23 protein-coding genes and 4 pseudogenes are annotated in these 25830 nt (G+C 61.8%); 14 read left to right on the plus strand and 13 right to left on the minus strand.

Annotated features, from left to right (window positions below; all coding sequences use genetic code 11):
* Positions 1–356: 356 nt before the first annotated feature.
* Complete coding sequence (locus BT116_RS24240; protein ID WP_072347701.1) at positions 357–1211, minus strand: LysR family transcriptional regulator; 855 nt, start codon at positions 1209–1211, stop codon at positions 357–359.
* A gap of 74 nt (positions 1212–1285) precedes the next feature.
* Here BT116_RS24240 and BT116_RS24245 point away from each other — a divergent pair, with 74 nt between their 5' ends.
* Positions 1286–2236, plus strand: a complete 951-nt coding sequence (locus BT116_RS24245; protein WP_072347703.1) for a DMT family transporter — start codon at positions 1286–1288, stop codon at positions 2234–2236.
* A 91-nt stretch (positions 2237–2327) separates the two neighbouring features.
* Entirely contained in the window at positions 2328–2726 is a 399-nt protein-coding gene (locus BT116_RS24250) for a VOC family protein (protein ID WP_072347705.1), read from the plus strand.
* Between the two features lie 23 nt (positions 2727–2749).
* Here BT116_RS24250 and BT116_RS24255 read toward each other — a convergent pair whose 3' ends face one another.
* Positions 2750–3682, minus strand: coding sequence for a LysR family transcriptional regulator (locus tag BT116_RS24255; RefSeq protein WP_072347707.1), 933 nt, complete (start codon positions 3680–3682; stop codon positions 2750–2752).
* Positions 3683–3830: 148 nt separating this feature from the next.
* Between BT116_RS24255 and BT116_RS24260 the strand changes: the two genes are divergently transcribed.
* The gene (locus BT116_RS24260; RefSeq protein WP_072347709.1) at positions 3831–5060 is read left to right on the plus strand and encodes an MFS transporter; all 1230 of its coding nucleotides are present in this window, start codon (positions 3831–3833) and stop codon (positions 5058–5060) included.
* Positions 5061–5284: 224 nt separating this feature from the next.
* On the opposite strand, the gene BT116_RS24265 is transcribed toward BT116_RS24260, so the two are convergent.
* Entirely contained in the window at positions 5285–5632 is a 348-nt protein-coding gene (locus BT116_RS24265) for a carboxymuconolactone decarboxylase family protein (protein ID WP_072347711.1), read from the minus strand.
* Between the two features lie 110 nt (positions 5633–5742).
* Between BT116_RS24265 and BT116_RS24270 the strand changes: the two genes are divergently transcribed.
* On the plus strand, positions 5743–6666 hold the full coding sequence (locus tag BT116_RS24270) for an AraC family transcriptional regulator (RefSeq protein ID WP_072347713.1): 924 nt from the start codon (positions 5743–5745) through the stop codon (positions 6664–6666).
* A 3-nt stretch (positions 6667–6669) separates the two neighbouring features.
* Here the strand turns inward: BT116_RS24270 and BT116_RS24275 are convergent, their stop codons facing one another.
* The 6 genes and pseudogenes from BT116_RS24275 to BT116_RS31930 form a co-directional block, all read right to left on the minus strand.
* A complete protein-coding gene (locus tag BT116_RS24275) occupies positions 6670–7575 on the minus strand; it encodes a LysR family transcriptional regulator (RefSeq protein ID WP_072347715.1) in 906 nt (301 codons plus the stop codon).
* Positions 7575–8495, minus strand: coding sequence for a LysR family transcriptional regulator (locus BT116_RS24280; RefSeq protein WP_072347717.1), 921 nt, complete (start codon positions 8493–8495; stop codon positions 7575–7577). Before BT116_RS24280 ends, BT116_RS24275 begins: the two co-directional genes overlap by 1 nt.
* A 78-nt stretch (positions 8496–8573) precedes the next feature.
* On the minus strand, positions 8574–9203 hold the full coding sequence (locus BT116_RS24285) for a glutathione S-transferase family protein (RefSeq protein ID WP_063321590.1): 630 nt from the start codon (positions 9201–9203) through the stop codon (positions 8574–8576).
* Positions 9204–9415: 212 nt separating this feature from the next.
* Positions 9416–11470, minus strand: coding sequence for a 2Fe-2S iron-sulfur cluster-binding protein (locus tag BT116_RS24290; protein ID WP_072347719.1), 2055 nt, complete (start codon positions 11468–11470; stop codon positions 9416–9418).
* Positions 11471–11669: 199 nt separating this feature from the next.
* Positions 11670–11858, minus strand: a pseudogene (locus BT116_RS24295) (hybrid sensor histidine kinase/response regulator); the annotation flags it as partial.
* A gap of 85 nt (positions 11859–11943) precedes the next feature.
* A pseudogene (locus BT116_RS31930) lies at positions 11944–12013 on the minus strand (hypothetical protein); the annotation flags it as partial.
* An 88-nt stretch (positions 12014–12101) separates the two neighbouring features.
* On the opposite strand from BT116_RS31930, the pseudogene BT116_RS31525 reads away from it, so the two are divergent.
* Positions 12102–12290, plus strand: a pseudogene (locus tag BT116_RS31525) (hybrid sensor histidine kinase/response regulator); the annotation flags it as partial.
* On the opposite strand, the gene BT116_RS31935 reads toward BT116_RS31525, so the two are convergent.
* From BT116_RS31935 to BT116_RS24310, 3 genes and pseudogenes are all read right to left on the minus strand, one after another.
* Positions 12271–12885 carry a methyl-accepting chemotaxis protein gene (locus BT116_RS31935; RefSeq protein ID WP_371914176.1) on the minus strand — a complete coding sequence of 205 codons (615 nt, stop codon included), beginning with the start codon at positions 12883–12885 and terminating at the stop codon, positions 12271–12273. The pseudogene BT116_RS31525 and the gene BT116_RS31935 sit on opposite strands and share 20 nt — an antisense overlap.
* Positions 12859–13626: pseudogene (locus BT116_RS31940) on the minus strand (PAS domain-containing protein); the annotation flags it as partial. The pseudogene BT116_RS31940 and the gene BT116_RS31935, both read right to left, overlap by 27 nt.
* An 84-nt stretch (positions 13627–13710) precedes the next feature.
* Entirely contained in the window at positions 13711–14616 is a 906-nt protein-coding gene (locus tag BT116_RS24310) for a transcriptional regulator GcvA (RefSeq protein ID WP_072347723.1), read from the minus strand.
* 113 nt (positions 14617–14729) lie between these two features.
* Here BT116_RS24310 and gstA point away from each other — a divergent pair, with 113 nt between their 5' ends.
* On the plus strand, positions 14730–15329 hold the full coding sequence (gene gstA / locus BT116_RS24315; protein ID WP_072347725.1) for a glutathione transferase GstA: 600 nt from the start codon (positions 14730–14732) through the stop codon (positions 15327–15329).
* A gap of 150 nt (positions 15330–15479) precedes the next feature.
* Here gstA and BT116_RS24320 read toward each other — a convergent pair whose 3' ends face one another.
* A complete protein-coding gene (locus BT116_RS24320) occupies positions 15480–16436 on the minus strand; it encodes a threonine dehydratase (RefSeq protein WP_063321596.1) in 957 nt (318 codons plus the stop codon).
* A gap of 92 nt (positions 16437–16528) precedes the next feature.
* Here BT116_RS24320 and BT116_RS24325 point away from each other — a divergent pair, with 92 nt between their 5' ends.
* From BT116_RS24325 to BT116_RS24360, 8 genes are all read left to right on the plus strand, one after another.
* Complete coding sequence (locus BT116_RS24325; RefSeq protein WP_072347727.1) at positions 16529–17344, plus strand: helix-turn-helix transcriptional regulator; 816 nt, start codon at positions 16529–16531, stop codon at positions 17342–17344.
* 242 nt (positions 17345–17586) lie between these two features.
* Positions 17587–19461 (plus strand): 3-dehydroquinate synthase, encoded by a 1875-nt coding sequence (locus BT116_RS24330; protein ID WP_072347730.1) that lies wholly within the window; start codon positions 17587–17589, stop codon positions 19459–19461.
* Positions 19458–20348: a UbiA family prenyltransferase gene (locus BT116_RS24335; protein ID WP_072347732.1), complete on the plus strand. Its 891-nt coding sequence runs from the start codon at positions 19458–19460 to the stop codon at positions 20346–20348. Before BT116_RS24330 ends, BT116_RS24335 begins: the two co-directional genes overlap by 4 nt.
* The gene (locus tag BT116_RS24340) at positions 20345–21118 is read left to right on the plus strand and encodes an EboA domain-containing protein (RefSeq protein ID WP_072347734.1); all 774 of its coding nucleotides are present in this window, start codon (positions 20345–20347) and stop codon (positions 21116–21118) included. Before BT116_RS24335 ends, BT116_RS24340 begins: the two co-directional genes overlap by 4 nt.
* Before the next feature lie 39 nt (positions 21119–21157).
* Positions 21158–22042, plus strand: coding sequence for a TatD family hydrolase (locus tag BT116_RS24345; RefSeq protein ID WP_058545409.1), 885 nt, complete (start codon positions 21158–21160; stop codon positions 22040–22042).
* Complete coding sequence (eboE, locus tag BT116_RS24350; RefSeq protein WP_072347736.1) at positions 22039–23268, plus strand: metabolite traffic protein EboE; 1230 nt, start codon at positions 22039–22041, stop codon at positions 23266–23268. The genes BT116_RS24345 and eboE overlap by 4 nt, the downstream gene beginning before the upstream one ends.
* Entirely contained in the window at positions 23258–24712 is a 1455-nt protein-coding gene (locus tag BT116_RS24355) for an alkaline phosphatase family protein (RefSeq protein ID WP_072347738.1), read from the plus strand. Before eboE ends, BT116_RS24355 begins: the two co-directional genes overlap by 11 nt.
* On the plus strand, positions 24682–25824 hold the full coding sequence (locus BT116_RS24360) for a hypothetical protein (RefSeq protein ID WP_072347740.1): 1143 nt from the start codon (positions 24682–24684) through the stop codon (positions 25822–25824). Before BT116_RS24355 ends, BT116_RS24360 begins: the two co-directional genes overlap by 31 nt.
* Positions 25825–25830: the final 6 nt, after the last annotated feature.

Consider the following 25830-nt stretch of genomic DNA (forward strand, 5'->3'; position numbering starts at 1 on the left):
GATGCATTCCCACGCAGAGCGAGGGAACGATCGGGGCGCGGAGGTGGTGGAAGATCGTTCCTCACGCTCCGCGTGGGAACGCCGCCAGGGACGCTCCGCGTTCCGCTTCTGGACGGTGACGCAGAGCGTCACGGGATGCATTCCCACGCAGAGCGAGGGAATGATCGGGGCGCGGAGGTGGTGGAAGATCGTTCCTCACGCTCCGCGTGGGAATGCCGCCAGGGACGCTCCGCGTTCCGCTTCTGCAAGGTGACGCAGAGCGTCACGGGATGCTTTCCCACGCAGAGTGAGGGAACGATCAAGCGTGGCGGAGGAGCTTGCTCGTGCTGGGTGAGGCAGCAGCCCCTGCCCCGGCTCTATAATCGGAAATACTGTTGCATCGTACGGGAAAGCAGGTTCACGGCCTCATCGCCGTGTGACGCCTGGGCTCGCATGAACACCACCTCGTGCTCCTTGATGACCGGAAGGCCTTCGAGGATCTGCATGGCATCTGTCACACGCGCGCGGTCTATCAGGCTGACCGCCAACCCCGCCTCCACACACGCCTTGACGGCCTGGTTGGAGGGGCTTTCCAGAACGACTCGGGTCCTGCGGCCGCTTTGCCTGAGGGCCTCCATCATCGCTTGCCGATAAGGGCATTGCGCCGCATGCACCGCCAACGGCAGTGGCGCCATCGGGGCCATCGTCGTGTGGACCGGACCAACCCAGACCGGGGTGGTGGAAACCAGCACTTGCCCTCCAGCACTGGCCTGCCCCTTGGGCTGCACAACAACCGCTGCCTGGAGCTTGCCGCGCTGCACCAGGTCACGTAACGCGTAGCTTGGCGCGGTCTTGAGTTCCAGCACCACGTTGGGCCACGCGGCGGCGAAGGCCGGGAGGATGTCGCGGATGACATGCTCGGCGTATTCATCCGGCACCCCCAACGTAATGCGTCCCGCCAGCCGGGTTCCGTGCAGATCGGCCAGCACCCGGTCATGGGTGCTCAGCAGTTCCGTCGTTGCCACGAGCAGACGCTTGCCCAACGCGGTGAGGGACACCGATTGATTGTCCCGGTTGAGCAAACGCCCGCCAGCGACCGCCTCCAGGCGCTGAATATGCACGCTGACCGCCGCCGGGCTTTTGTGCAGTTGTTCTGCCGCCGCACTGAATTTGCCGATTCGCGCCACCGCATGAAAGGTACGGATCAAGTCGATATCGAGTATGGCCGTCATGATTCAATCTTCGTGAAGCACTGATGCATTACATTTTGATTTATTAGATTACGTCGGTTTCGTAGCCTGTGGTCATGAACCCGACTAAATCGATGTGCTGCCCTTCACTGCCCAAGCCCGACTGGCGCTGGCTGATTCCATTGCCACTGCTCGAAGCCGCGTTGCTGCTGACGTGGAGCTCCGGCTTCGTTGGCGCGCGTTTTTCCATTGATTACGCGCCAGCATTGCTGGTGGTGTTCTGGCGTTGCGTCGTGGTCACACTCGTCCTGTTGCCCTTCGTCGCCAGAGCGCTGCGCCGAACCTCGCCCGTCGTGCTGTTGAAAAATGCCGGCATCGGCCTGCTGGCGATGGCGGGCTACCTGGCCGGTATCACCCAAGGCATTGCGCTGGGTGTGCCGGCGGGCCTGGCCGCGCTAGTCGCTGATCTGCTGCCGATGGGCCTGGCGCTGTTGGCGGCGAGCGTACTCAAGCAACGACTGGCCTGGCAGGTCTGGGCCGGCCTACTTATCGGCCTGCTCGGCGTCATGCTGGTGACCCAAGGCGCGCTGGCGTGGGGCAACGCGCCCTGGTGGGCCTATGGCCTGCCGCTGCTTGGCATGCTCTCGCTCGCCGTCGCGACTCTGTGGCAGAAATACCTACCCTGCGCGCAAACACTGGGCCTGTTGCCTAACCTGTGGCTGCAATGCTGCGTTTCGGGCCTGGCCTTCGCCCTGGTCGAAGCCGCCCATGGCAGCCTCGCCCCGATACCCAGCACCGGCTTTGCACTGAGCGTCTTGTGGACTGCGGGCCTGTCGACGATGGGCGGCTATGGGCTCTACTGGCTGTGTCTGCGCCGCGCGACCGCCACCCGGGTCGCCAGCGTCCTGTACCTCAGCCCGCCCATTACGATGCTCTGGGCCTGGGTCATGTTCGACGAACCGCTTTCATGGCAGATGGTGGTGGGGATGGCGGTGTCCGGGATTGGCATCTGGCTGGTCGTCGGCACCGAAGCCCGGCAGGCCAGGCGTCCGGCGTCTGAGCACTAACCGCCCGGACTTGGCAGCGGGATGATGCCTGTGGCAGCGTAGGCTGGAATTTCAAACAACCCTCACGCCCACAAGCAAAACGGTAGCCATTATGATCTCGCACGTGTTTCTAGGTATCGGCGATTTTGATCGCGCCTTCGTGTTCTATTCAAAAGTCATGACCGGGCTGGGCCTGACATTGAAATTTAGCGACGCTCACAAAGGCTGGGCGGGCTGGATTGCCGAGCATTCACCTCGTCCGATTTTCGTGATTGGAAAACCCTTTGACGGCAAGATGCACGAACCCGGCAACGGACAAATGGTGGCTCTGCTTGCCCCCAACCGGGAAGCCGTGAGGAACAGCTACGCGACAGCGCTGGCACTGGGTGGGACGTGTGAGGGAGAACCCGGCTTGAGACCCCACTACCACCCCGACTATTACGGCGCCTACTTTCGAGATCTCGATGGCAACAAGCTTTGTGTCTGTTGCCATGATTCGGTGTCGACTTAGTCGTGGCACCACAGGCAGAACTTCTAGAGCCGTTGCGCCCGCCCTCCCGCCGTCTGAGCCAAACTGGCCGTCAGCACGTCCAATAAAGCCGCGACCTTGGGAAGCGTCCCACGGTTTTTCCGCCAGGCAAGATTGATCGCCATTCCATCGGTTGCCCACTGCGGCAGCACTTCAACCAACGTCCCCTCATCCAGTTGTCGCTGGACCAACCAGGACGGTAATTGGGCAATACCGCAACCCGCCAATACCGCAATCACCAGGCCCTCGCCATCGCCCACCACCAGCGTTGGCGAGACCTGTTTCCTGAGCGTTTCGCCCCGATGCCCGGCAAAATTCCAGGGGCTGACGTTTCCATCCGGCCAACCGTAGGCGATGCACTGGTGATGTTCCAGATCGAGGTCGATCAGGGGCGTGCCATGCCTGGCCAGATATGCAGGGGACGCACAGAAAATATGCCATTCGCTGCCAAGGTGGCGATGCCCCCACGTGGCCGGCCAAATGTCCGCGCCTCCCAAACGGATCACGATGTCCACGCCTTCCTGCACAGGATCGATAAAACCGTCGGAGAAGGAAAGGTGTGGCACCAGTTGCGGAAAGTCCTGCAGGCATCGCACGACGATAGGCAGCACCTGGGATCGGCCGAAGGCGCCCGGAAGGTCGATCCGAACTCTGCCACGTGGCTCGGTGTTTTCAGCGTGCAGCGACCACTCAGCCTCTTCCAGGTCGGCGAGCACGCCTGTGCAGGTGCGAAGAAAGACGCGCCCTGCATCCGTCAGCGAAACACGTCGAGTCGTACGTTCGAACAGTCGAACCCCAAGTCGGCTCTCCAGGCGAGCAACGCTTTTGCTGATCGCAGAACTGGTCAGGCTCATCCGCTCAGCGGCAGCCTTGAAACTGCCGGACTCGGCGACACAGACAAATACATCGATCCCCTTCAATCGCTCCGAGGAAAACATGGACATCCTTATTCATGAACTGAATTCAATCAACTGGAGAAAAAGCATCATAAATCAGAACTGGCTTCCTCAGTAAGCTTGGCTGCCGCGTATCCGTCCGCGCGACGACGCTGGTCCCTATAAACATCTCCGGTCGTATGAGGCAAGGATGCTCGCCACCCTTAAAAACTACCCCGCGTCAGTCAATCTGCTGCTCTGGGCGTCACTCATCCTGACGCTGGCCCGGGCAATCACACTGCCTTACCTGGTCATCTACCTGTCGGGCAACTTTGGATTGAACGTTGCCGACATCGGCCTGGTGATCGGCAGCACATTGATCATCGGCTCCCTGTTGAGCCTCTACGGTGGCTTCCTGGTGGACAACGTGTCCAGCCACCGACTCATCCTGGGGTTCAGCGGACTGTTCGCGGCGGGGTTTCTCGGAACGTTTCTGGCTCGCGATCTCTGGCTGTTCTACAGCTGCCTGGTGCTGATCAACCTGGCTTATGCCGTGATCGATATCGCGGTCAAGGCAGGATTCGGCAGCTTGCTCGCGGTGGCCGAGCGCAGCGAAGCGTTCTCGATCAAATACACCCTGACCAACATCGGCTATGCCGTTGGGCCATTTCTCGGGGCGGGAATAGCCGATCTGGACATCAGCTTGCCATTTCTATTGTCCTGCATGCTGGGTGCCGGGTTCTGCCTGGTCTATTTTGTCTGGGGCGACAGGGACCTGGCGGTCGTCGATGCGGGCCACTGTAGGAGCGAGCTGGCTCGCGAAAGCGCTAAACCCGTGCCCTTCCTGGCCGTGGGCAAGCTTCTGCTGCGCGATTACCGCTTGGTGTGCTTCACCCTCGGCGGCCTGCTCAGCGCGGTGGTCTTCGGCCAGTTCACGGCCTATCTCTCCCAGTACCTGGTGGTCACTACAACAGCGCAGTCCACCTACCGCATCATCAGCGCCCTTGTGACGACCAACGCGCTGATGGTGATCAGCCTGCAATACGTCATTGGCCGAAAGATTTCCCACCGTCATCTGAACCTGTGGCTGGCAGCGGGGCTGAGTCTGTTCATCCTCGGCCTGGCCGGCTTCGCGGTGGCCGACACCCTCCTGCTCTGGGTGATCGCCATGGCGGTGTTCACGGTCGGAGAGATCATCGTCTTCCCCACTGAATACATGTTCATCGACAACATCGCGCCCGACCACCTGCGCGGCATGTACTACGCTGCGCAGAATCTCGGCAACCTCGGCGCCGCCTCCGGGCCGGTGCTGTGTGGCGTCGTATTGGCAACGCAGCCACCTCACTACATCTTCTACATGCTCGCCCTGTTCATTGTTGCCGGTGGTGTGTTTTATTTCCTGGGAACCTGTCGGCTGATCGACTCGCCGGCCAAGACATAATGCATGGCCTGTGACGATCGGTACGACGCTCCGACGTTTCATGCCTGACGGCGCAGTGTCGGCCTGATCCTGTGGGAGCGAGCTTGCTCGCGATGAGACCGGCACATCCAACATCACCGTAAACTGACACACCGTTTTTCGCGAGCAAGCCCGCTCCCACAGTGGACTTCGGGTGTTCACAACATCTGAACACCACACAAAAACCCTGTGGGAGCGGGTGAAAATCACACCGGCGCTTTCAGCGTGTCATACGCTTCAAGCGACCGCAGCGAGTAGATGTAGGCCGCGCCCGCATTCAACGAAATCGCAGTTGCCAGGGCTGCTGCGACCTCCTCGCGACTCGCGCCGGCCTTGATCGCCGCGTCCGTGTGGGCGGCGATGCAGCCGTCGCAGCGAGTGGTGACGGCGATGGCGATCGAGATCAGTTCGCGGGTCTTGGCATCGAGTACATTATTTTCGCTGGCGGCTTCCCCTAGCGCCATATAGGCCTTGACCATTTTCGGGTTGCTGCGGCCCAGCGCGCCAAAGGCTTTCTGGATGGTGGGCAACAATTCGGACCAGTTATTGAACATGGCATTAACTCCTGAGTGGGTTGGGTGTACTGTTTTGACGCCCTCAGTTTTTCACTCTGGCGCCACTCGGGTTTGCTCAATGCGCTCAGGTTTTTTGGCGAAACGCTCAAATGAATGCGATCGATAAACTCATCAGCCTGGCCAACGTGCGCGGCAGCCTGGACCTGCGCTGTCAGTTCCAGGGCGACTGGGCCCTGGATCACGGGCAGCAAGCCTTGGGCACAGCCCCCTATCACATCGTGCTGGCCGGCGAATGCCGCGTCGAGTTTGCCGATGGGCAGCGCTTGCCCATGCGCGCCGGCGACATCCTGCTGTTGCCGCGCGGTGCCCCTCACGTCATGCACAGCCCTGGCAAAACGGTAACGCCGACCTCACCCCGGGTCGTGACCGGGGGCACCTTGCCGATTCATCGCATTGGCGGCGCCAGCGCGGAGCTGGACATGCTTTGCGGGGGCTTTCACTTCAACCGGGCTTCGTTGCTGTTCGGCGCCTTGCCCGAATACCTGGTGATTCCCAGCGGCGCATTACCAGCCAATGGGCCGTTGCCGGCGCTGGTGGAGGTCATGCGCGCAGAAGCGGATGGGGATAAGGTCGGTGCGCGCTTCTTGCTCGATGCCCTGTCACAGGCGCTGTTCACCCTGATTCTGCGTGCGCATCTGGCCAGCCAGGGACAGGACAGCGGCTCGCTGGCCCTGCTCGGCGATAAACGTCTGGGCCGGTCCTGGCAGGCCATGTTGGCAGACCCTGCGCACGCATGGACCATCCAAGGCCTGGCGGACATCGCGAGCATGTCCCGGGCCAATTTCATGCGCGCATTCGTCAAGGTGGCCGGCGTCTCGCCGTGGGTGCTGTTGACGCAAGTACGCATGGAGTTGGCCTTCAGCCTGCTCAGCCATTCACACTTGGGACTAAGCGATATCGCCGTACAGGTCGGCTACCAATCCCAGGCCGCGTTCAGCAAGAAATTCAAGGAAGTCTTCGGCGAGGCGCCAGGACGCGTGCGCCGCGGGATCCTGAGCCCAAGCGCGAGCTGATACTCAAGAAACATCCGCTCGCAGGGCCGGGTGCTCGCGCAGGCGCTCGACGATGTAGTCCACGAAGCTGCGCACGCGCATCGGCGCCTTGCTTCTTTCGCGGTAGACCACATGAACCGGTATCGAGGGCGGTTCATAAGGTTGCAAGACCCGGCGCAAGCGTCCGCTGTTCAGATAGTCGTGCAGTGGATAGTTCAAGCAGCGCATCAACCCAGCCCCATGAGCCGCCGCATCGATGGCCGTCTGTAGCGTGGCGCAGCTGAGCCGCGTGCGTGCCTTGAGGCCGCTGGCCGGCTGATGGAAAGGCCACTGGACCCAATCCTGATTGGCCTGCGTGGCGATCAGTCGATGATTGTGCAGGTCCTGCGGCACAACCGGTTCACCATGAAGCGCCAGGTAGCCAGGACTGGCGCAGACGAGTGAACGAACGCTGCCGACCGGTCGTGCGATCAATGAGCAGTTGGGCAGATGCCCCACCAGCACCGCCACATCCAGCCCTTCCTCGTGCATGTTCGGAAAACGATCGTGGTAGTGGGCGAATATCCTGATCTCGGGGTACTGATCCATGTAGCCGGCCAGCACCGGGGCCATGACATAGCGGCTGAACAGCAAGGGCAACAGGATCGTCAGGTTGCCTTGGGCCTGGACATGCCAGCCCTTGGCCGATGCCTCGGCCTCGTCAATCGCCTTGAGGATCCGTGAACAGTCAGCCATGAAGCCGATCCCGGCCTCAGTCAGCACGACCCCGCGCGTGCTGCGCAACAGTAACTGCACACCCAGTCGCGCCTCCAACCGAGCGATGGCGCGCATCACGGTCGGTCCGGAAACGTTGAGGCGCTGGGCTGCCGAAGCGAGACTGGGGCACTGCGACAGCGCATGGAACATCAGCATTTCATGGTGGCGAGCCATCAGGCGAGGCCTTTTACGACAGGCTTGAGCGTGACGTCGTCCCCCAACCGATCAGCGAGAAAGTCGACGAACGTGCGCACCTTGGCCGGCACTCGATTGCTCTTCTGATACACCACGTGAATCGGCAACGCTGGCGGCTCGAACGCCTTGAGCACCACCTCAAGTTCCCCATCGGCGACCTGTCGGGCTACTTGATAGGACAAGACCCGGGTCACGCCCCACCCCTGGCAGGCGATGTTGATCGCTGCCTGATTCGCGGTCACCACCAGGCGCGGATCAAAGCGCAAGCTCAGCGAATTGGCCTCGTCCATGAACTGCCAGTGGCTCAGCAAATGACTGGCCGAAGACATCACGATGTTGGCCTTGCTCAACTCGCCAGGATGCGTTGGCCGTCCGTGTCGCTGGAAATAGGCCGGGGCGCCACAAATCACCTGGCGCACTTCACCGACCTTGATGGCGTGCTGATTGTTTTCCTGCAAATGACCGATGCGGATCGCCACGTCGATGCCTTCGTCGGCGATGTTCACCACACGGTCGACCAACAAGGCGTTGAGGTGCACCGAGGGAAATCGATCCAGGTAATCCGTCAGCAAAGGCGCGATGTACAGCTCGCCAAACAGCACCGGAGCGGTGACCGTCAGATATCCGCAGGGGATCGAATAGCTGCCGGCAGCGGCCTCCTCGGCTTCATCGAGCTCACTCAGGATCCGGCGACAATCTTCCAGGTAGCGTTGCCCCGCTTCGGTCAGGTACACCTTGCGGGTGGTGCGCGACAACAGCTGGGTGCCAATCCGCTCCTCCATCGCCGCAATGGCGCGCGTCACGCTTGGCGGTGAAATACGCAGTCGGCGGGCAGCAGCGGCGAACCCTTCCTCCTCGGCCACCGCCATGAAAACCTGCATTTCCTGAAAGCGATCCATGGGTGGTCCAGTCTTTAGGGCACGTGGCTTGAATGGACTTGCCGGAAGATACCCTCCGGCAAGCACCTGCGGTTTGAATCAGGCTTGCTGCAAGCCCTTGGCGGTACGTTGCATGCCGACGAAATTCGGCAAGGCTTCGATGCTGCCCAGCCAGGCCCGGACATTCGGGTAGTCGGTCAGCGCGACGTTGCCTTCCGGCGCATGGGACACGTAGGTGTACGCGGCCACATCAGCGATGGTCGGTTGCTCACCGGCCAGGAACCGGCTTTGCCCCAACTCCGTCTCCATCACCTTCAACAGGGCATGGGAGCGCTTGATGGCGTCTTCGGCGTCATAGCCGGCGCCGAACACGGTGATCAACCGGGCGTTGGCCGGCCCCTGGTTGATCTGGCCCGCCGCCACCGACAGCCAGCGCTGCACCCGCGCCTGGGCAAGCGAATCACTGGGCAGCCATTGCCCCTTGCCATACTTGGTCGCGAGGTAGACCAGGATCGCGTTCGAGTCGGCCAGGACGGTGCCGTTATCGTCGATCACCGGCACCTGGCCAAAGCTGTTGATGGCGAGAAATTCCGGCGTCTTGTGCTCACCTTTCATCAAGTCCACGAATATCAACTCGGTTGGCAAGCCAAGCAGCGAGAGCATCAGCTCGACACGATGGGCGTGCCCCGACAGCGGGTGGCGATAAAGTTTGATCGCTTTCTCAGACATGACGTACTCCATGTTGTTTTGGGCTCGAAGCGGTGATCGCGTCGATGGCGCTATCCTCTGCTCCTGTCCCGGACAGCGGAATAACCAGCTTCTACAATCCAGCATTTCATCCAGTGAAACAGTCGGGCGGTGAGCCTAGTGGCCTATACGGTTAATTCGAGTACTCAAATTCGGGCGCCGAGGTTGAGCACACGAACCAGCCACGCAGGCCACTAGACCTCCAGCACCAAAGGCTCGCTCCCCTGGGCCGGTACGGCACAACAGATCAGCACTTCACCTTCGCCAACCGGTTCGGCCGGCTGGCTCAGGTAATGCACCTGGCCGCGGCTCAAGCGAGTTTTGCAGGTGCCGCAGGAGCCGCCGCGGCAACTGAATTCCGGGTTAAGGCCGCGCGCTTCGGCCAGCTCCAGCAGCGTCCCACTGCCCGGCTCCCAACGTGCCTCCTTGCCGGAACTGGCGAACAATACCTTCACCGCTTCATTCGCGGCCGGCACTTGCTCCGGCGCCGGCATGCTCACTTCGAGATCTCGCACGAGCGTCGAGGGCCCGAAGGTTTCCGCGTGGATGCGATCGTCAGGGATGCGCAGCTTGCGCAGCCCGTCGTACAACGCCTGGGTAAAGCTGCCCGGCCCGCACAAATAGAAGTCGTAGTCGTTGAGCGGCAGCAGCTTCTTGAGCAGTTCCACATCGATCCTGCCGGCCAGGTCATAGCCCTCAGCGCTCCCTCCATCAGTGGGTGGCTGGCTGACCAGGCGCAGGACCTGTAACTTGTCGCCGGCACGGGCGGCCAGTTCGTCGATCTCGTCACGGAAAGCCAGGTCGGCCACCGAACGAGCGCTTTGCACCAGCCAGACCGGGCGCATTCGGCTGATGCGTAGGCCCTGGTAAACCACCTCGCGCAACATCGACAACAACGGCGTGATACCTACCCCCGCTGCCAGCAAGACCAACGGACGCCGCTCGGTGGCCTGGACGGTGAAATGGCCCTGAGGCGCCCGCGCCTCAATCTCATGCAGCGTCTGCACCTGATCATGCAGGTGGGACGACACCGAGCCATCGCGCTTGACGCTGATACGCAGGAAATCATCCGACGGCGCACTGGATACGCTGTAGGTCCGGATCGATGGAGCGCTCTGTCCTTCCAACAAGATCCTCACCGGCAAATGTTGCCCGGCTTCAAACCGGGGCAAACCCAAGCCATCGCTCGCCTGCAAGTAGAACGAGCGAATGTTGTGGCTTTCATCCACCACCCGCGCAACACGCAACGCCCGCCAGCGGCTACGCAGCGCCTCGGCCTGCAAGCGCTCGGCGGCCTGCTCCCAACTGCCGGTCATCATTGAATTGGGCGAGTCGCCTTCCTCCTGGTCCTTCCAGCGCAGCGCAATGGCCGCTGGGCGATACACGATGCGTTGCGGGGTAAAGCGCAACAGCCGCTCGGCGCCCTGGAACGCGCTGATCTCGGGGTCGTCCAGCAGCACTTGCGCCGAGCCGCTCATTTGCAGCAGATCGCCCGTCCGGAAATCGACGAACACCAGCCCTGCCCGTGGATTGAGCAGGATGTTGCCCAGCGTGTTGAAAAACAGGTTGCCGGAAAAGTCCGGGATGGTCAGCGATCCATCTTCATCCATGCGCACAAACCCTGGCTTGCCACCACGGTGGGAAGCATCGACCTGCCGCTCGCCATCGCGTACCACGTAGGTGGCGATATAGAACGAATCGGCCACCGTCACCAGGCGCCGCACCAGCGGGTCGGACACGGTCAGTTGACGCGGCGCAACGGCCTGCGCGTCGACGAAGTGGTACTGGCGCAAGTTGATGTAGCGAGGGCAGTTGCCATACGCCTGGCTCACTGAAATCTCGAGCCCCGGGTCGAGCTGACGACGGACGACACCGTTCATGCGGTTGCGTCTGCGGGTGTGCAACTCGATCCCCAGCATCCCGATGGCATCGCCCTCGCCCATGCCCTCCTGGGCCGGGTCGTTCGGCTCAGGTTCGAGTTGGATGTGCAGGGTCTGCGGATCGGGTGAGTTCATGAAGCCCGGTTGTCCCGCGCGCAGGGTCGCCCAGACGTCGCCTTGCCGATCCACCGCCCCCAGCACCACGAAAGGCAGTTGGGCGTAGAACTCCCGATGCTGGTCCGGCATCCAGGTACGCGCCAGTTGCCGTTGACCGACACTGGCCATCATGTCGACTGCCCCGACGGAGCGCTGCAAGGCCAGCTCTCCTTCGTGCCAGGGCGAGGTTTTTGCTTGCAAGGCTACGTCCATCAGCTACTCCTCGCGCTCGCAGCATGAGCGCCTGCGCCAGTGCGCTACGGTTGGGGATTCTCCGCCTTCGTTTGCACGGCTGTGCAAGTGGCTGGAGTCATCTTCTGCCCAAAGCGACGGCGCAGGAATACGCACAAACTGCAATCCACCGTTTCATAAAATGGAATGGTGGAAGAACGAGCAATTGCCCGGACGGCGATCACGTCCTGATGCTGGCAAAGTTCTTGGTCAGCTCGAGCAAGGTCGCCCGCAACTCCGGCGGTCGCACGGGCTTGCCCAGGATCGAAATGTTCATGGGGTGCAGCGCATGGCGGATTCTTTCGATTTCATGACCGGTCATGATCATGGCGGGGACTTCCCAGCCCCGTTGCTCGCCAATCGTGGCGATGTATATAGCGCGGATGTCGCCATCAGCACGTTGGCGAGACGATGCGCAATGAGCGGTCGATGTTGTCCACCAATCGCAACTCTTACTGGCCCAACCGGGCATCGCGCAGGCAGGCGGTGAACAAGCCGATCGAGTGAAATCGGTTGGCGCAAGTCGATGTCCAGGGCCTAGGCCTGTCCATCGTCAAGCGCATAAGCCAGATGCTCGACGTCGACATACACATCCGCTCCAAGGTCGGACAAGCAAGTCCCGGCGCTGGTCATCACCGGGCATGAGATCGAGCGGATACGCCAATCGCTGCAAAGCCTGAGTATCTCGGTGCTGGCCAAGCCCGTGCGACCGCCGGAACTGCGAGCGGTATTGCTTGAATTGGTCAAGCGCATTAATCGCAAGGGCGAGGCCTCAGCTTACCTCAACCCACCCAGCCGATAGCCGTCTTGGGGATCACCTCGGACTCGTCGAGCTTGGACGCAAACATGCTCACGGCCTCAAGTGCGTCCGTGGTCCCGTTCCTGATTTGCACGATGACCGAACCGGCCTGGTCTGCCAGGGTTACACCGCGCAATGCGCCTTCATGGGTCATGTTCATGCTGGCGACGGCATCGCGGGTTTCGGAGAGGATCATGCCGATCATTTCGGCAATCTCCGAGGTGGAGCGACTGGTGCGCCCGGCCAGTTGCCGGACCTCGTCGGCCACCACCGCGAATCCCCTCCCCTGGTCCCCGGCCCGCGCGGCTTCGATGGCCGCGTTGAGGGCCAGCAGGTTGGTCTGGTCGGCAATGCCGCGAATGGTGTTGACGATGGCGGTGATCTCTTCCGAACGCGCGCCCAACTGCCCAACCAGACGCGCGGAAGAGCCAATGTTATCGGCAATCTCGCGCATCTCCTTGGCAGTCTGGTGGATCACCTGGGCACCCTGTTCGGCCACTCGTTCGGTCTCGGCGGAGATATGGTACGCACGGGAAGCGCCACGCGAATCCTCTTCGAATTTCTCCACCCGCTCGCTGATGTCACTGGCGAACTTCACGATCTTGCACAACTTGCCTTCGGCGTCGTAGACCGGGTTGTAGCTGGCTTCCAGCCAGACGACTTTGCCATTTTTGCCGAGGCGCTTGAATTGGCCGCTGAAAAACTCGCCGGCGTTGAGACGGCGCCAGAAATCACTGTACTCCGAACTGCCAACCAGGCTCGGTTCGCAGAACATCCGGTGATGCTTGCCCTTGAGCTCCGCCAACGTGTAATTCATGACATTCATGAAGTTATCGTTGGCGGTCAGGATGTGGCCGCCCAGGTCGAACTCGATCACGGCCATGGCCCGGTCGAGTGCCGCCAGCCGGCCACGTGTTTCTGCCTCGCTGGCAACCTTGGCGGTGACATCGAGTGCGTACTTGACCACCTTCACGACGCGGCCCTGCTCGTCCACTATCGGGTTATAGCTGGCTTCCAGCCACACGTTCTGCCCTTGCGCGCTACGGCGCTGAAACGTGCCGGAAACAAACTGACCGGCGCGCAACTGGTTCCAGAATTCACGGTACTCGGGGCTGCCCACCAGCGCCGGGGTGCAAAAATCCCGATGGGACAGGCCGGCCAATTGATCCGCACGGTAGCCCATCGTGCCAAGAAAATTTTCGTTCGCCCGAAGGACCTTGCCGTCGGGGCTGAACTCGATAACAGCCATCGACCGCTCCAGGGAGCCTACCAGTCCTTTGTATGTTGCCAATTCGGCCGTCCTAGCCGTCAGTTCGTTTTTTAGTGTTGTATTAAACATGACGTACCCTCGGTGAACCCTGAAAGTAACCGGACCTTCTATTCATATCGGCGCGCTGACTGAAGGCTGAACGGTACGCGGTAATCATGTTTCGGCGCCAAAACCCAACGAATCCATCAACCAGGTTCTAAAGGCCTGCACTTTGGGGGTGTCGGCTGTTTCATGCGGGCTCACGAAATAAAAGCCGAGGTCAGATTTCAATCGCAGATCAAAGGGTGCAATCAATCGCCCGGCCTTGAGGTCATCCTCGACATAGGTCGAACGCCCAATGCACACCCCCAGACCGTCAACCGCAGCCTGAACGGCCATCATCGCAAGGTCGAATGTCAGCCGGCTGCCTTCGGCCAGTTTTTTCGGCTGGCCAGCGGCGCTCAACCAGGCACTCCAGTCGTCGCGGGTCACCCCACTGACCTGCAACAAGGTGTGCCGGGCCAGATCGCACGGATTCTCCAGGACTTTCGGACCTTGCAGCAGCCTGGGGCTGCACACCGGAAAGATCTCATCGGCCATCAGCCAGTCCGCCCGCAACCCCTTCCAGTCCCCGGAACCGTAACGAATGGCCGCATCGACGCCGCCCTCACGAAAATCCACTCGTTCGGTGGATGCCGTAACGCGCACGTCAATGTTGGGAAACGCCTGCTGGAATGACGCCAGTCGCGGCAACAACCATTTGGAAGCAAATGAAACCAGGGTACTGATCGTCAAGATGCTGTTGCTGCGGCTCTGCAGCAACGTCTGCGTGCAATAGCGCAACTCATGGAACGCCGCGCGAACGCCCGGGAAATAGGCATGTCCTTCGTCTGTCAGGGCCAGGCCATCCTTGAGCCGCAAGAACAGGCGCACGCCCAGTTCTTCTTCGAGCCGGCGAATTTGATGGCTGATGGCTGTCTGCGTGACGTTCAGCTCTTGCGCAGCCTTGGTAAAGCTCATATGCCGAGCGGCCGACTCGAAAGCTTTAAGGCCATTGAGGGAAGGGATTCTGATGGCCATTGGGCTCGGCTTGCTCATGAGATTTTGTCATACGCTAGCACTGAAGATGTCGTTTGAAAATGTTCCGGCCCTCGCGGATTCTGACAGCACGTCCCCCCGTCCTCGAGGAAACCATGAAACTGTACTTCGCCCCCATGACCTGCTCATTGTCCCCGCACATCGTGCTGCGGGAATTGGGCCTGCCATTTGAATTGATTCGGGTCGACAACAAAACCAAGCGAACTGCCGATGGGCTCGATTTCCTGAGCATCAACCCCAAGGGCTACGTGGCAGCCTTGGTGCTGGATAACGGTGATGTCCTGACCGAGGGGCCCGCCATCGTCCAGTACCTGGCCGACCTGGTCCCCGCAAACACGCTGGCGCCGGCCAATGGCACTTGGGAGCGGGTTCGCTTGCAGGAATGGTTGAACTTCATTACCTCCGAAGTTCACAGCGGATGTGCGCCGCTGTTCAACGCCGATATTGCAGAGTCGACCAAGGCCATCTTCAGGGCAAAACTGTTCAGGCGCCTGGACTACCTCAGCCAGGCCCTTGAACAACAGGATTACCTGATGGGCACCTTTGGCCTGGCCGACAGCTATTTGTTTACCGTCCTGAACTGGCTGCCGTTGTTCAATATCCAGATCAGGGATTGGCCGGCACTGGCGGCGTTCATGGCGCGAATCGCAACACGCCCCAGCGTCCGGGCGGCCATGGCGGCGGAGGCGGCGTAGTCGTTGGCGGCACATTCAACCTCAGGTACAACCTGACCTGCGGCTATCGCGAGCAAGCTCGCTCACAGTTGCCCGGGGTGATTGTGAGATTCGAGATACACCTCGGCCGTCCTGTGGGAGCTTGCTCGCGATGACGGCGGCAGCCCAACCTCAGCCAATCAGATTCGCATACACCGGCCGGTCGATATTGCCACCGGAGAGAATCACCGCCACCCTTTTCCCCCGCATCGTTTCACGCTCCTGCATCAGCGCTGCCAAGGCGGCCGCGCCGGCACCTTCGGCGAGGTTGTGGGTGTCGGTGTAATACGCCCGCATGGCCCCGGCAATTTCAGCATCGCTGACCGCTACGATTCTCGCCGCTCCGGCCCCATAGATGGCAAAGGCCTCGGGAACGGGTCTGCGCACGGCCAGGCCGTCGGCAAAGGTATTTGCCGACGCGGTCTCGCATAGCCTGCCCGCTTCAAACGACAACTTCGCCGCGAGGGCCTCGGTGGACACCACGCCCACCACCTGGGTCTTCAGGCCCAAGGCATCGCGGGCGGCGATGACCGCGCAAATCCCCGAGCCGCAGCCTATCGGCACATAGACGGTGTCCAGGTCCGGCACCGCGTTGAACAGCTCAAGCCCATAGGTCGCCACACCCTTGACCAACTCGGGATGGAACGGCGGCACCAGGTAGAGGCCATGCGATTGCGCCAGGCGTACGGCCTCCTCACGGGCCTCATCGAAATCGCGGCCATACTCGACCACCTCGCCGCCAAAACCGCGCATGGCGTTGTTCTTCTCCACCGAGTTACCTTGCGGCACGACGATCAACGCTTTCAAACCCAATGCGCTGGCCGCCAGCGCCAGGCTCTGGCCGTGGTTGCCGCGAGTCGCCGTGACGATGCCTTTTGCCTCTGGGTGCTCGCGCTTGAGCCAGCGCACGAAGGTCAGGCCGCCGCGTACCTTGAAGGCCCCCGTCGGGGTGTGATTCTCGTGCTTGACCCACACCGTGCAACCCAGCCGTTCAGCCAACAAGGGCCAGGCGTACTGGGCGGTGGCGGGCATGACTTCGTATAAGTGGCGGGCAGCTTGTTCGATATCGTCGCGAGTCAGTGTGTGCATGATGGACCTCCGGGTTTTGCCCAGTCTAATCAGGGCACCACCGGCGGGCTTTCAGAAAACTGACCTGACTTTCTGCTTCTCTCTTCACTACTATGCTGTTCATGAACCCTCGAAACCGCCAACAGCCGCCCCAGTCCGAACCGATCCGTCGTATCGAAGCGGGGCCGTGGGCGATCGAATTGCTGCCCGGCTGCGCCTACGCCACCCGCTATGTCGCCACCCAGTCGGCGATCGGCTTTGCCTTCGACAGCCAGCGCGGCCTGCACGCCATCGGCAGCGACCGCGTGCAGCCCTTCGAGGCGATCCCCAACGGCCTGGCATTCGTCCCCGCCGAATGCGACGTGTTCTCCGAATCCCCCAAGGGCGGAGAATACCTGCGGGTCGTGCGCACCGACGGTGTGGCATTGCCGGGGGAACATGCGTTCAACAACCGTATTGACCCGCAGGCCATCACCCTCGCCCTGAGAATACGCAGCGCACTGCTGCGTGCCACCGCAGACGATGACTGGGAGGCCTGGACGCTCGGATTGGCTGAACGGGTGAAGGACCACAAGACTTTTTCTGTGCCCCCCCACGGCTCCATCACCGGCGGGCGCATGCGCCTGCTCGACGAGTTCATCGATGCCGGTCTCGACGGTCCGCTGGGGGTCAAGGAAATGGCCGGGCTGCTTGGCTTGTCCGAAGGGTATTTCATGCGGGCATTCAAGAATGCCACCGGCAAAAGCCCGCACAGCTACCTGATCGACCGGCGCCTGGCCAAGGCACGGACGCTGATGCGCGACTCAACCGCCCGACTGATCGATATCGCCCACACTTGCGGCTTCAACTCCCAGGCGCACATGACCACACTGTTCAAGCAACGCCTTGGCGTCAGCCCGGCGCAGTTGCGGGGCTATTCGAGGCCCTGAACGGGCCGGGCAAGCCGCTAATTCGGGTCACCTGAAACACGAGTGGCGCTCCAAATCAAATCGCCATCAGATGGCCTTGCAAAAACACCCGGGCCGTCTAGATTCAAACCTGTCATCAACCACATCATCAACCACACCTGACAGCCCTTCGGGCGAGAGCGTCTATTGGCCTAAAACACACACTTGGCGTTGCTTTCAATTACTGACACGGAATCAGTCAATAACAACAAGAGGGATGCTTGATGAAGCATGGCCGTGGGTATCGTTTGCTCTCGCAAAAAGGCGCAGCCGGACATTTCTGGCTGTCGCTGGTTTGCTTTTCCGCCCTGGTGATCGCCAGCTTCTTGCTGTTCGAACAACAGATCCAGGACTTGCTGACCCATCTCGACCTGTACCAACCCTCGACGCCCGCGCAGAAACTCTACCTGGCGTTGTTGCTGGTCGCCCTGCTGGCACTGGACGTGGTGCTGCCGGTGCCGTCGAGCATGGTTGCGCTGCTGGCCGTAGCCATGCTCGGCAGCGTGGGGGGTTACCTGGCGATTTTCGTGGGGCTGTGCCTGGGCGCCGGGTTGGGCTATGCCCTGGGCGCCGGCTATTTGCGTTTGTTGTCCGGCCGCCTGGGCCTGCATCAGCGCCAGCCGGGGCAACTGGCGTACCGGTTGGGCACACTGTCGTTGATCTGCCTGCGCGGGGTCCCGGTATTGGCGGAAACTTCAGTCGTCGCCGCCGGTATGCAAGGCTACCCTCTGCGCGCTTTCATCCTGGTCACCACCCTGGCCAACGCCGGCCTCGCGCTAGCCTACAGCGCCATTGGCACCTTTCTCGTCGAGCAGAACGCGCTGTTGGTGACCTTGCTCGCCAGCATGGTATTGCCCGGGCTGTTCATCGCCGGCTACAGCCTGTTCAAGAGCCTTCGCCGCAGCGACGCGGAGCAACCGTTGCACGGGCGCTTCAAGGTCAGCTACGACTACCCGGTGGTGTTCACCGACCATGTATTCGATCCGCTCAATCCCTGCCTGCACCGCCAGCTCATGGCCGGCCACAGGGGCCCGGTCACGGTGTTGATATTCGCCGATGAACAACTGCTGCACAGCGCCCCGCACCTGCAGGAACAGATCAACGCCTACTTCGCCAGCCACTTTCCAGACCTGCACTTGCAGGCGCCGCCGATTGCGGTCCCGGCCGGCGAGTCGAGCAAGGATTCACAGGTGTTGCAGCGGCTGTACACCGACATGCTGCAACATGGCTTGGACCGGCATTGCCATGTGCTGGCCCTCGGTGGCGGCGCGGTGCTGGATGCGGTGGGCTACGCCTGCGCCACCTTCCACCGTGGCATTCGCCTGATTCGCATCCCCAGCACCGTGCTCGCCCAGAACGACGCCGGCATCGGTGTAAAAAACGGCATCAACGCCTTCGGCCAGAAGAACTTGCTGGGTGCCTTCTATCCCGCCACCGCAGTCATCAACGACTTTCAATTGCTGACCAGCCTGACCCGACGCGACCAGATCGCAGGCCTGGCCGAGGCGGTCAAGGTGGCGTTGATCAAGGACCCGGCGTTTTTCCAGTGGATGGAGCAACAGGCCGACGCCCTCGCCCACTTCGAACATGGGGCCAGCCGCTATGCGATCCGCCGCTGCGCCGAATTGCACCTGGCGCACATCACCGGTGCCGGCGACCCCTTCGAACGCGGTAACGGACGGCCCTTGGACTACGGACATTGGGCCGCTCACAAACTGGAAAATCTCAGTCAGCACCGACTGCGCCATGGTGAAGCCGTCGCGGTGGGCATGGCCCTGGATGGGCTTTATGCCAATGCCCTGGGGTTGTTGAGCGACGGCGACACCGAACGGGTGCTGAACCTGCTGCTCAAGCTCGGCTTCTGTCTGAACCCGCCAGAACTGACCTTGAAAGATGCACTGGGGCGCTCGCAGGTCTTGCTGGGATTGGAGGAGTTCCGCCAGCATCTGGGCGGGCAACTCTCCATCCCCATGTTGAGCCGGATCGGCGAGTCGGTGGACTTGCATGAAATCGATACCGCGCGAATGGAGCAGGCATTGCAGCGGCTGTCCACCCAGGTCGAGCTTGCGCCGATCCTGAACGAGCGCTGTGCGCAATGAACCAGACGGCGCCGAACCTCAAGACCTGGCTGACCCTCGGCCGTGTCTCCAACCTGCCCACGGTGTGGACCAACACCTTGGCCGCCGCCCTGCTCGCCAGCAGCGCCGGGGCCCTGGCACCGCCGTCTTCCCTGGTGTGGATCCTGCTGCTGGTGGCCCTGTCGCTGCTGTACCTCGCCGGCATGCTGTTGAACGACCTGTTGGACGCCGACTGGGACCAACAACACCACAACCCCCGCCCCATAACGCTGGGCCTGGTGAGCCGCCAGCACGTGCGGCTGGCCACTGCGTTGTTGCTGGTGCTGGCTGCCGCCTCGCTGCTGGGCCTGAGCCAGTTGATCGAGCAGCCGCACTGGCTGCTGGGCAGCGCGACCCTGTTGGTGGGCTGCATTCTCGGTTACAACCTGCTGCACAAGAGATACGCCCACAGCGTCTGGCTGATGGGGGCCTGCCGCTCGGCGCTCTACCTCACCGCGGCGGCCAGCCTGGCGATGCCGGCGGGACCGATCTGGCTCTGCGCCATTTTGCTCGGTGTCTACATCAGCGGCCTGACCTACCTGGCCCGCCAGGAACACCGCAACCAACTGATCAGCCGCCTCCCCCTGCTCCTGATGCTGAGCCCACTGGCCTTGGCAGTCTATGCAGGCAGCACCTGGTTTTGGCCGGTGCTGCTGTTATGGCTTGGCTGGTTGGGCTGGCATTACTGGCACAACCTGGCCAACCCTCGGCAACGACGAGTCCGCGCCTTTATCGGCGCTGGCCTGGCAGCCCTGCCGCTGTTCGATGCCCTGGTGCTGGCCGTGGCTAACCAGCCCTTGGGCAGCCTGTTATGTGTCGTGGTGTTTTTCCTGCTTCCCCATTTCCAGCGCTGGATCAAACCAACATGAACACGGACGTTACTGCAGCGGCATCGGCGGCCCTCGACATGCGCCACGACTGCCTGAACGAACAACGCCAGCCCTTCATCCGCCATCTCGATGAAAGCGAACGGCGATGGTGGCATCAGGCACAGGAACAGCTTGCCCTAAGCCCGGACGCCAACACCGCGGCGCTCATGAGCAGCCAATGCAAGCGCAACCTCAAGGAGCGTGCGCAACCTGGCTGCGATGGCTGGAGCAACGTCCAGCTGGCGCGGGCGTTGCTGCTGGCCCAGGTGCTGGAACAGCAGCCCGCCGCCGGGCAAGTCCCGCTGCTGCACCAATTGTTCCTGTGGGGCGACGACCAGGAAAAGGTCGCCACCTTGAAAGCCCTCGATTGGCTCGATAGTCGCGGAGCGTGCGTGGAGCTTGCACGCCAGGCCGGGCGCACCAGCAACAGCCAGGTGTTCGCCGCCCTCGCCCTGGACACCGCCTACCCATCGCGTCACTACAACGAACAGGCCTTCAACCAATTGGTGCTGAAAGCGCTGGGCATGGGCCTCGACGTACGACGCCTGATCGGCCTGGCGCAACGACACAGCGTCACCCTCAACCAGTTGGCCCTCGACCTGCTGGACGAACAACTCGCCGCCGAACGAACGGTGTCCGCCGGGCTGCCCCACGTCATTGCCTTCGACCTGCTGAGCCCGGCGCAACATCAGCGCCTGGCCGGCCTGGGCCAGCAACAACGCTTGCCGACGCAATGGCACGAGCACCTGGGCGGCGTTTCGCCGAACTGATGGCCCACCTCCCCCCGCTTTTTTTGACGAGGATTCACCATGCCCAAGTACTTTGACCCGCATATCCACATGGTCAGCCGCACCACCGACGATTACCAGAACATGGCGGCCGCCGGCATCACCGGGGTGATCGAGCCGGCCTTCTGGCAGGGCCAGGCCAGGACCAGCGTCGGCAGTTTCATCGACTACTTCGACACGTTGTTGGGCTGGGAGCGTTTTCGCGCCAGCATGTTTGGCATCCATCACTTCTGCACCATTGGCCTGAACCCCAAGGAGGCCAATGACCTGTCGGTGGCCAATGAGGTGCTGGAGATTCTGCCGCGCTACCTGGTGAAAGACGGCGTGGTGGCGGTGGGTGAAATCGGCTACGACGACATTACCCCGGAAGAAGATCGCTTCCTCGCCGCGCAATTGGAGCTGGCCAAGCAATTCAATCTGCCGGTGCTGGTGCACACCCCGCACCGCGACAAGATAGGTGGCACCAAACGCACGCTCGCCGTCATCCGCGAGGTCGGCATCGCCGAACACCTGGTGATCATTGACCACCTCAACGAACTGACCCTGCCCCTGGTGCTGGACAGCGACTGCTGGCGCGGCCACTCCATCTACCCCAACACCAAGATGTCGGAACAACGCATGGTCGCGCTGCTGCAGCAGTACGGCACGGAAAAAATGGTGGTCAACAGCGCCGCCGACTGGGGCATCAGCGACCCGCTCAAGGTGCCCAAGACCGGCCAGGCAATGTTGGCCGCAGGCTTCAGTGAAGCCCAGGTCGAACAAGTGCTGTTCCACAACCCGGTGGACTTTTTTGCCCAGAGCGGCCAGTTGGACAAAGCCCTGGTCAGCACGCCCCTGCCCATCGATCAGCGGCGGCAATGGCAGGACAACTCCGCCCTGCGGGGCCAGGAACCGGTGATCAAATGAGCGCCCGCACGGGTTGGACGGCCACGCAGATCGGCTATTGCAGCAACGTGCACCCGACCCATGACCTGGGCGGGCTACGCGCTTGCGTCGAACGGCATTTCCAGACCGTACGCACACTGCGCGGGCTCGACACGCAGGACAGTGGATTGTGGATCAGCGCCCTCGCCGCCGCCGAACTCCAACACGCGCCGACCCGTGCGGATTTCCTCGACCTGCTGCGACGCAGCGGGCTACGCCTGACCTCGCTCAATGGGTTTCCCTACGGCCAATTTCACCAAGGCGCGGTGAAAGCCGACGTCTACCTGCCCAGCTGGGCCGATCCGCAGCGGCTGGCGTACAGCCTGGACCTGGCTCGACTTCTCGCCCAGGCCCTGCCAGCGGACTGTGCCCAGGGGGTGATCTCCAGCCTGCCGCTGGGCTATGCCGCCCACTGGAGCCCGACGCTACAGCAACGTGCCGAGCAGCAACTGCGCGAGCTCACTGCCGGGCTGGCCCGGCTGCAACGGGAGACGGGCAAGAAGATCGTGGTCTGCCTGGAGATGGAGCCCGATTGCGTGCTGGAAAACACCGACCAGGCCATCGCCTTCTTCCGCCACTGGCAAGCCACGGATCCGCACCATGAACACCTGGCGCTGTGCTTTGACGTTTGCCACCAGGCCGTGATGTTCGAAGACTGCTATCAATCACTGGACCGATTGCGTCGGGCCCGGGTCCCCATCGGCAAGATCCAGTTATCCAATGCACTGATTTGTCGCCTGCCTGAGGACGAACACCGGCGCGAACAGGTGCTCAAGACATTGAGCGGTTTTGCCGAGCCCACCTACCTGCATCAAGTGAAGGCCCGCGATGGACACGATCGGTTATCGGCCTGGGCCGACCTCCCCGCGGCCCTGGACGATTGTGAGCAGAACCGCATCTCTCATCCCGAGCTGAGGATTCACTTCCACATTCCGCTGTTCAGCGAGCAGTTGCTGCTGCCCGAACTCAGCGGCAGCCAGCTTGCCCTGTCGCAGACTTTCGACTTTTTGGCCGACCATGGGGATTTTCGCCCCGTACTGGAAGTGGAAACCTACAGCTGGGGCGTCCTGCCCAGCCAATTGCGGCCCACGACCGAGCATGCCCAACTCCAGGGCATCGCGGCGGAGTTGCGTTGGGTCGAGGATCAATTGCAACAACGCCGCTTGCTGCAACCTCAAGCACTGGAGGCCCACGCCCATGCGCTCTGATCCTGCGCGCCAGCCGCTGCTGCTGATCAACGTGGTCGGCCTGACGCCCGCGCTGTTGGGTGCCGCGACGCCCTGCATCAATGCCCTGTTGAAAACGGCCAAGATGGCCACGCTGCAGCCAGTGTTCCCGGCGGTCACCTCGACCGTGCAGGCCTCGATCCTCACCGGACAACCAGCGTCGGAACACGGCATCGTCGGCAACGGCTGGTATTTTCGCGATCAGGCCGAAGTGCGTTTCTGGCTGCAACCCAATGCACTGATCCAGGGGGAAAAGGTCTGGCAGACACTCAAGCGTCTGTACCCCGGGTTTCGCTGCAGCCAGTTGTTCTGGTGGTACAACATGTATGCCGACGTGGACGCCGCCATTACCCCTCGGCCCCACTACCCGGCCGATGGTCGCAAGCTGTTCGGCCTGTATTCGGCGCCGGCCTCGTTGCATGAACGTATCGAACAGCAGATCGGCGAGTTTCCCTTTCCGAGTTTCTGGGGACCGGCGGCCGGCATCGCGTCGAGCCGCTGGATCGTCGACTGCGCCATCGCCGAATTCCAGCTCAACCGCCCCGACCTGCAATTGATCTACCTGCCCCACCTCGACTACAGCCTGCAACGCCTGGGGCCCGATCACCCGGCGATTGCCGACGAGGTACGGGCCATCGACAGCGAAGTCGGGCGTCTGCTGGACTTTGCCCAAGCACAAGGCGCGGCAGTGATGCTGCTGTCCGAATACGGGATCGAAGCCGTCACCCAATCCGTTTCCATCAACCGGTTGTTACGTGCCGAGGGCTTGTTGCAGGTCCGCCAATCACTGACCTGGGAGTTGCTCGATCCCGGTGCCAGTGCAGCGTTTGCCGTGGCCGATCATCAGGTCGCGCACATCTACGTGAAGCAGGCGTGCGACATCCCCCGCGTCAAGGCGCTGTTGCAACGCCAGGCCGGCATCGAGCAGGTGCTGGATAAAACCGAACAACGGGCCTGGCAACTGGATCATCCCCGCAGCGGCGAACTGGTGGCCGTGGCCGCGCCCGGTTACTGGTTCGATTACTACTACTGGTTCGACGAGCGCAAGGCTCCCGACTTTGCCCGCACCGTGGACATCCATCGCAAGCCAGGCTATGACCCGCTCGAGCTGTTCATCGACCCGGCCATTCGCTTCCCGACATTTAAAGTGGCGCGCCGCCTGCTCCAGAAAAAGCTCGGCTTTCGCTACTACATGGACCTGATTCCGCTGGACACCCGCCTGGTCCGCGGCAGCCACGGACGGCTGCCCACGAGCGAGAAGACCGGCCCGCTGCTCATCACCAATTGTGATCTGTCGTTGCCACAGCACCTTGCGGCCACGGCGGTGAAGCAACTGCTCCTGGAACACTTCCGGGGGCACCCTCATGCCGATACGGCGAATGCCAAGGAGCTTCCATGCGGCGAGCCATTTCCATCACTGTTCTAAGTGCCCTGGCCGGTTTGGCCCAGGCACAGGACACCCACAATTTCGATTGCAGCAACTTCCTGCAATTTGGAACAGACATCAACCAGACTCGGACCGCGTTTGCCCAGAGTCCCGAGACCATGGCCTGGAACTGGTTCGTCTGCTTGAACCAACCCAGTACCGCGCAAAGCAGCAATCTCGTGTGGGAGACGATGAAGCCCTCGGACCAGGTCTACCTGCCCAACGGCGCTCCACCGGGCACCTATGACAGCTCCGCGCCGCTCCCGGCCGCGGTGGTGACGCAAGCCAAGGCACAAGGCATGGACTTGTCCCGGTCCTTCCATAACATCAATGCCACCCAACAGGTCGATGGCCTGATCCTGCAAATGGGTGGTGCCGTGCCCGATGCCCAACAAGGCCACCCCGTACGCTTTCAGTTGCTGATGGGCAAGGACACGTTCGATTACATCGTGAAGAAGCAGGTCTACAACGTGAATGGCCAGGCCGCCCTGGCCGAGGACCTGAACTTCCCTCCCACCGCCTGGGAGTTGAAAGCCGCGTGGCTGTGGATCGGCACAGACACGACCTACCGACAAACCCTGGTAAACGACGGCTACTACATTGCCCAGGCCTACTACCAGCAGGACGACGGTACTTACCAGGTCGGCTATGTGGCATTGAGCGGTCTGCATGTCGTCAACAAACTGAATGCCGACTGGGTCTGGACCACCTTCGAAAACATCAACAACAGTAAATACACCGTCACCAATGCCGCCCCGCCTGCGCCGATGACCAACACCACGGGGCCGACTCCGGCCGCCAAGCCGGTGAATGCCAGCTTCCAGGCCAATAACCGGAACCTGTCGAAGTACGAGTTGATCGGGGTCGAGTTCCAACCCATCACCCAGGTACTGGCCAACTCACAACTGGAATCGGCGTTCCAGAACACCTCGTCCTGCCTGGCCTGCCACGGCACCGCCGCCTATTCGAACGACAAAGGCTACTTCAATTTCGCTCTGAACCACGGGGGCGGCATCGTCTACCCCACCACCCCGCTGCCGCCCTCGGCATTCGATGGCTACAAAAAACTGGACTTTGTCTGGTCGCTGAAACGCGCCCAGTGGCAACGCTAAGGAGCA

It is taken from the genome of Pseudomonas sp. NFACC16-2, assembly GCF_900119205.1.
Classification (GTDB): Bacteria; Pseudomonadota; Gammaproteobacteria; order Pseudomonadales; family Pseudomonadaceae; genus Aquipseudomonas; species Aquipseudomonas fluorescens_Q.

Coding starts and splice junctions, on each gene's coding strand:
- BT116_RS24245 (WP_072347703.1), top strand. CDS start 1,286: ATGAACCCGACTAAATCGATGTGCTGCCCTTCACTGCCCAAGCCCGAC.
- BT116_RS24355 (WP_072347738.1), top strand. CDS start 23,258: ATGCGCTCTGATCCTGCGCGCCAGCCGCTGCTGCTGATCAACGTGGTC.
- BT116_RS24345 (WP_058545409.1), top strand. CDS start 21,158: ATGCCCAAGTACTTTGACCCGCATATCCACATGGTCAGCCGCACCACC.
- BT116_RS24325 (WP_072347727.1), top strand. CDS start 16,529: ATGCTGTTCATGAACCCTCGAAACCGCCAACAGCCGCCCCAGTCCGAA.
- BT116_RS24240 (WP_072347701.1), bottom strand. CDS start 1,211: ATGACGGCCATACTCGATATCGACTTGATCCGTACCTTTCATGCGGTG.
- BT116_RS24270 (WP_072347713.1), top strand. CDS start 5,743: ATGAATGCGATCGATAAACTCATCAGCCTGGCCAACGTGCGCGGCAGC.
- gstA (WP_072347725.1), top strand. CDS start 14,730: ATGAAACTGTACTTCGCCCCCATGACCTGCTCATTGTCCCCGCACATC.
- eboE (WP_072347736.1), top strand. CDS start 22,039: ATGAGCGCCCGCACGGGTTGGACGGCCACGCAGATCGGCTATTGCAGC.
- BT116_RS24250 (WP_072347705.1), top strand. CDS start 2,328: ATGATCTCGCACGTGTTTCTAGGTATCGGCGATTTTGATCGCGCCTTC.
- BT116_RS24320 (WP_063321596.1), bottom strand. CDS start 16,436: ATGCACACACTGACTCGCGACGATATCGAACAAGCTGCCCGCCACTTA.
- BT116_RS24340 (WP_072347734.1), top strand. CDS start 20,345: ATGAACACGGACGTTACTGCAGCGGCATCGGCGGCCCTCGACATGCGC.
- BT116_RS24360 (WP_072347740.1), top strand. CDS start 24,682: ATGCGGCGAGCCATTTCCATCACTGTTCTAAGTGCCCTGGCCGGTTTG.
- BT116_RS24275 (WP_072347715.1), bottom strand. CDS start 7,575: ATGGCTCGCCACCATGAAATGCTGATGTTCCATGCGCTGTCGCAGTGC.
- BT116_RS24330 (WP_072347730.1), top strand. CDS start 17,587: ATGAAGCATGGCCGTGGGTATCGTTTGCTCTCGCAAAAAGGCGCAGCC.
- BT116_RS24290 (WP_072347719.1), bottom strand. CDS start 11,470: ATGGACGTAGCCTTGCAAGCAAAAACCTCGCCCTGGCACGAAGGAGAG.
- BT116_RS24310 (WP_072347723.1), bottom strand. CDS start 14,616: ATGGCCATCAGAATCCCTTCCCTCAATGGCCTTAAAGCTTTCGAGTCG.
- BT116_RS24335 (WP_072347732.1), top strand. CDS start 19,458: ATGAACCAGACGGCGCCGAACCTCAAGACCTGGCTGACCCTCGGCCGT.
- BT116_RS24255 (WP_072347707.1), bottom strand. CDS start 3,682: ATGTTTTCCTCGGAGCGATTGAAGGGGATCGATGTATTTGTCTGTGTC.
- BT116_RS24285 (WP_063321590.1), bottom strand. CDS start 9,203: ATGTCTGAGAAAGCGATCAAACTTTATCGCCACCCGCTGTCGGGGCAC.
- BT116_RS24260 (WP_072347709.1), top strand. CDS start 3,831: ATGCTCGCCACCCTTAAAAACTACCCCGCGTCAGTCAATCTGCTGCTC.
- BT116_RS24265 (WP_072347711.1), bottom strand. CDS start 5,632: ATGTTCAATAACTGGTCCGAATTGTTGCCCACCATCCAGAAAGCCTTT.
- BT116_RS24280 (WP_072347717.1), bottom strand. CDS start 8,495: ATGGATCGCTTTCAGGAAATGCAGGTTTTCATGGCGGTGGCCGAGGAG.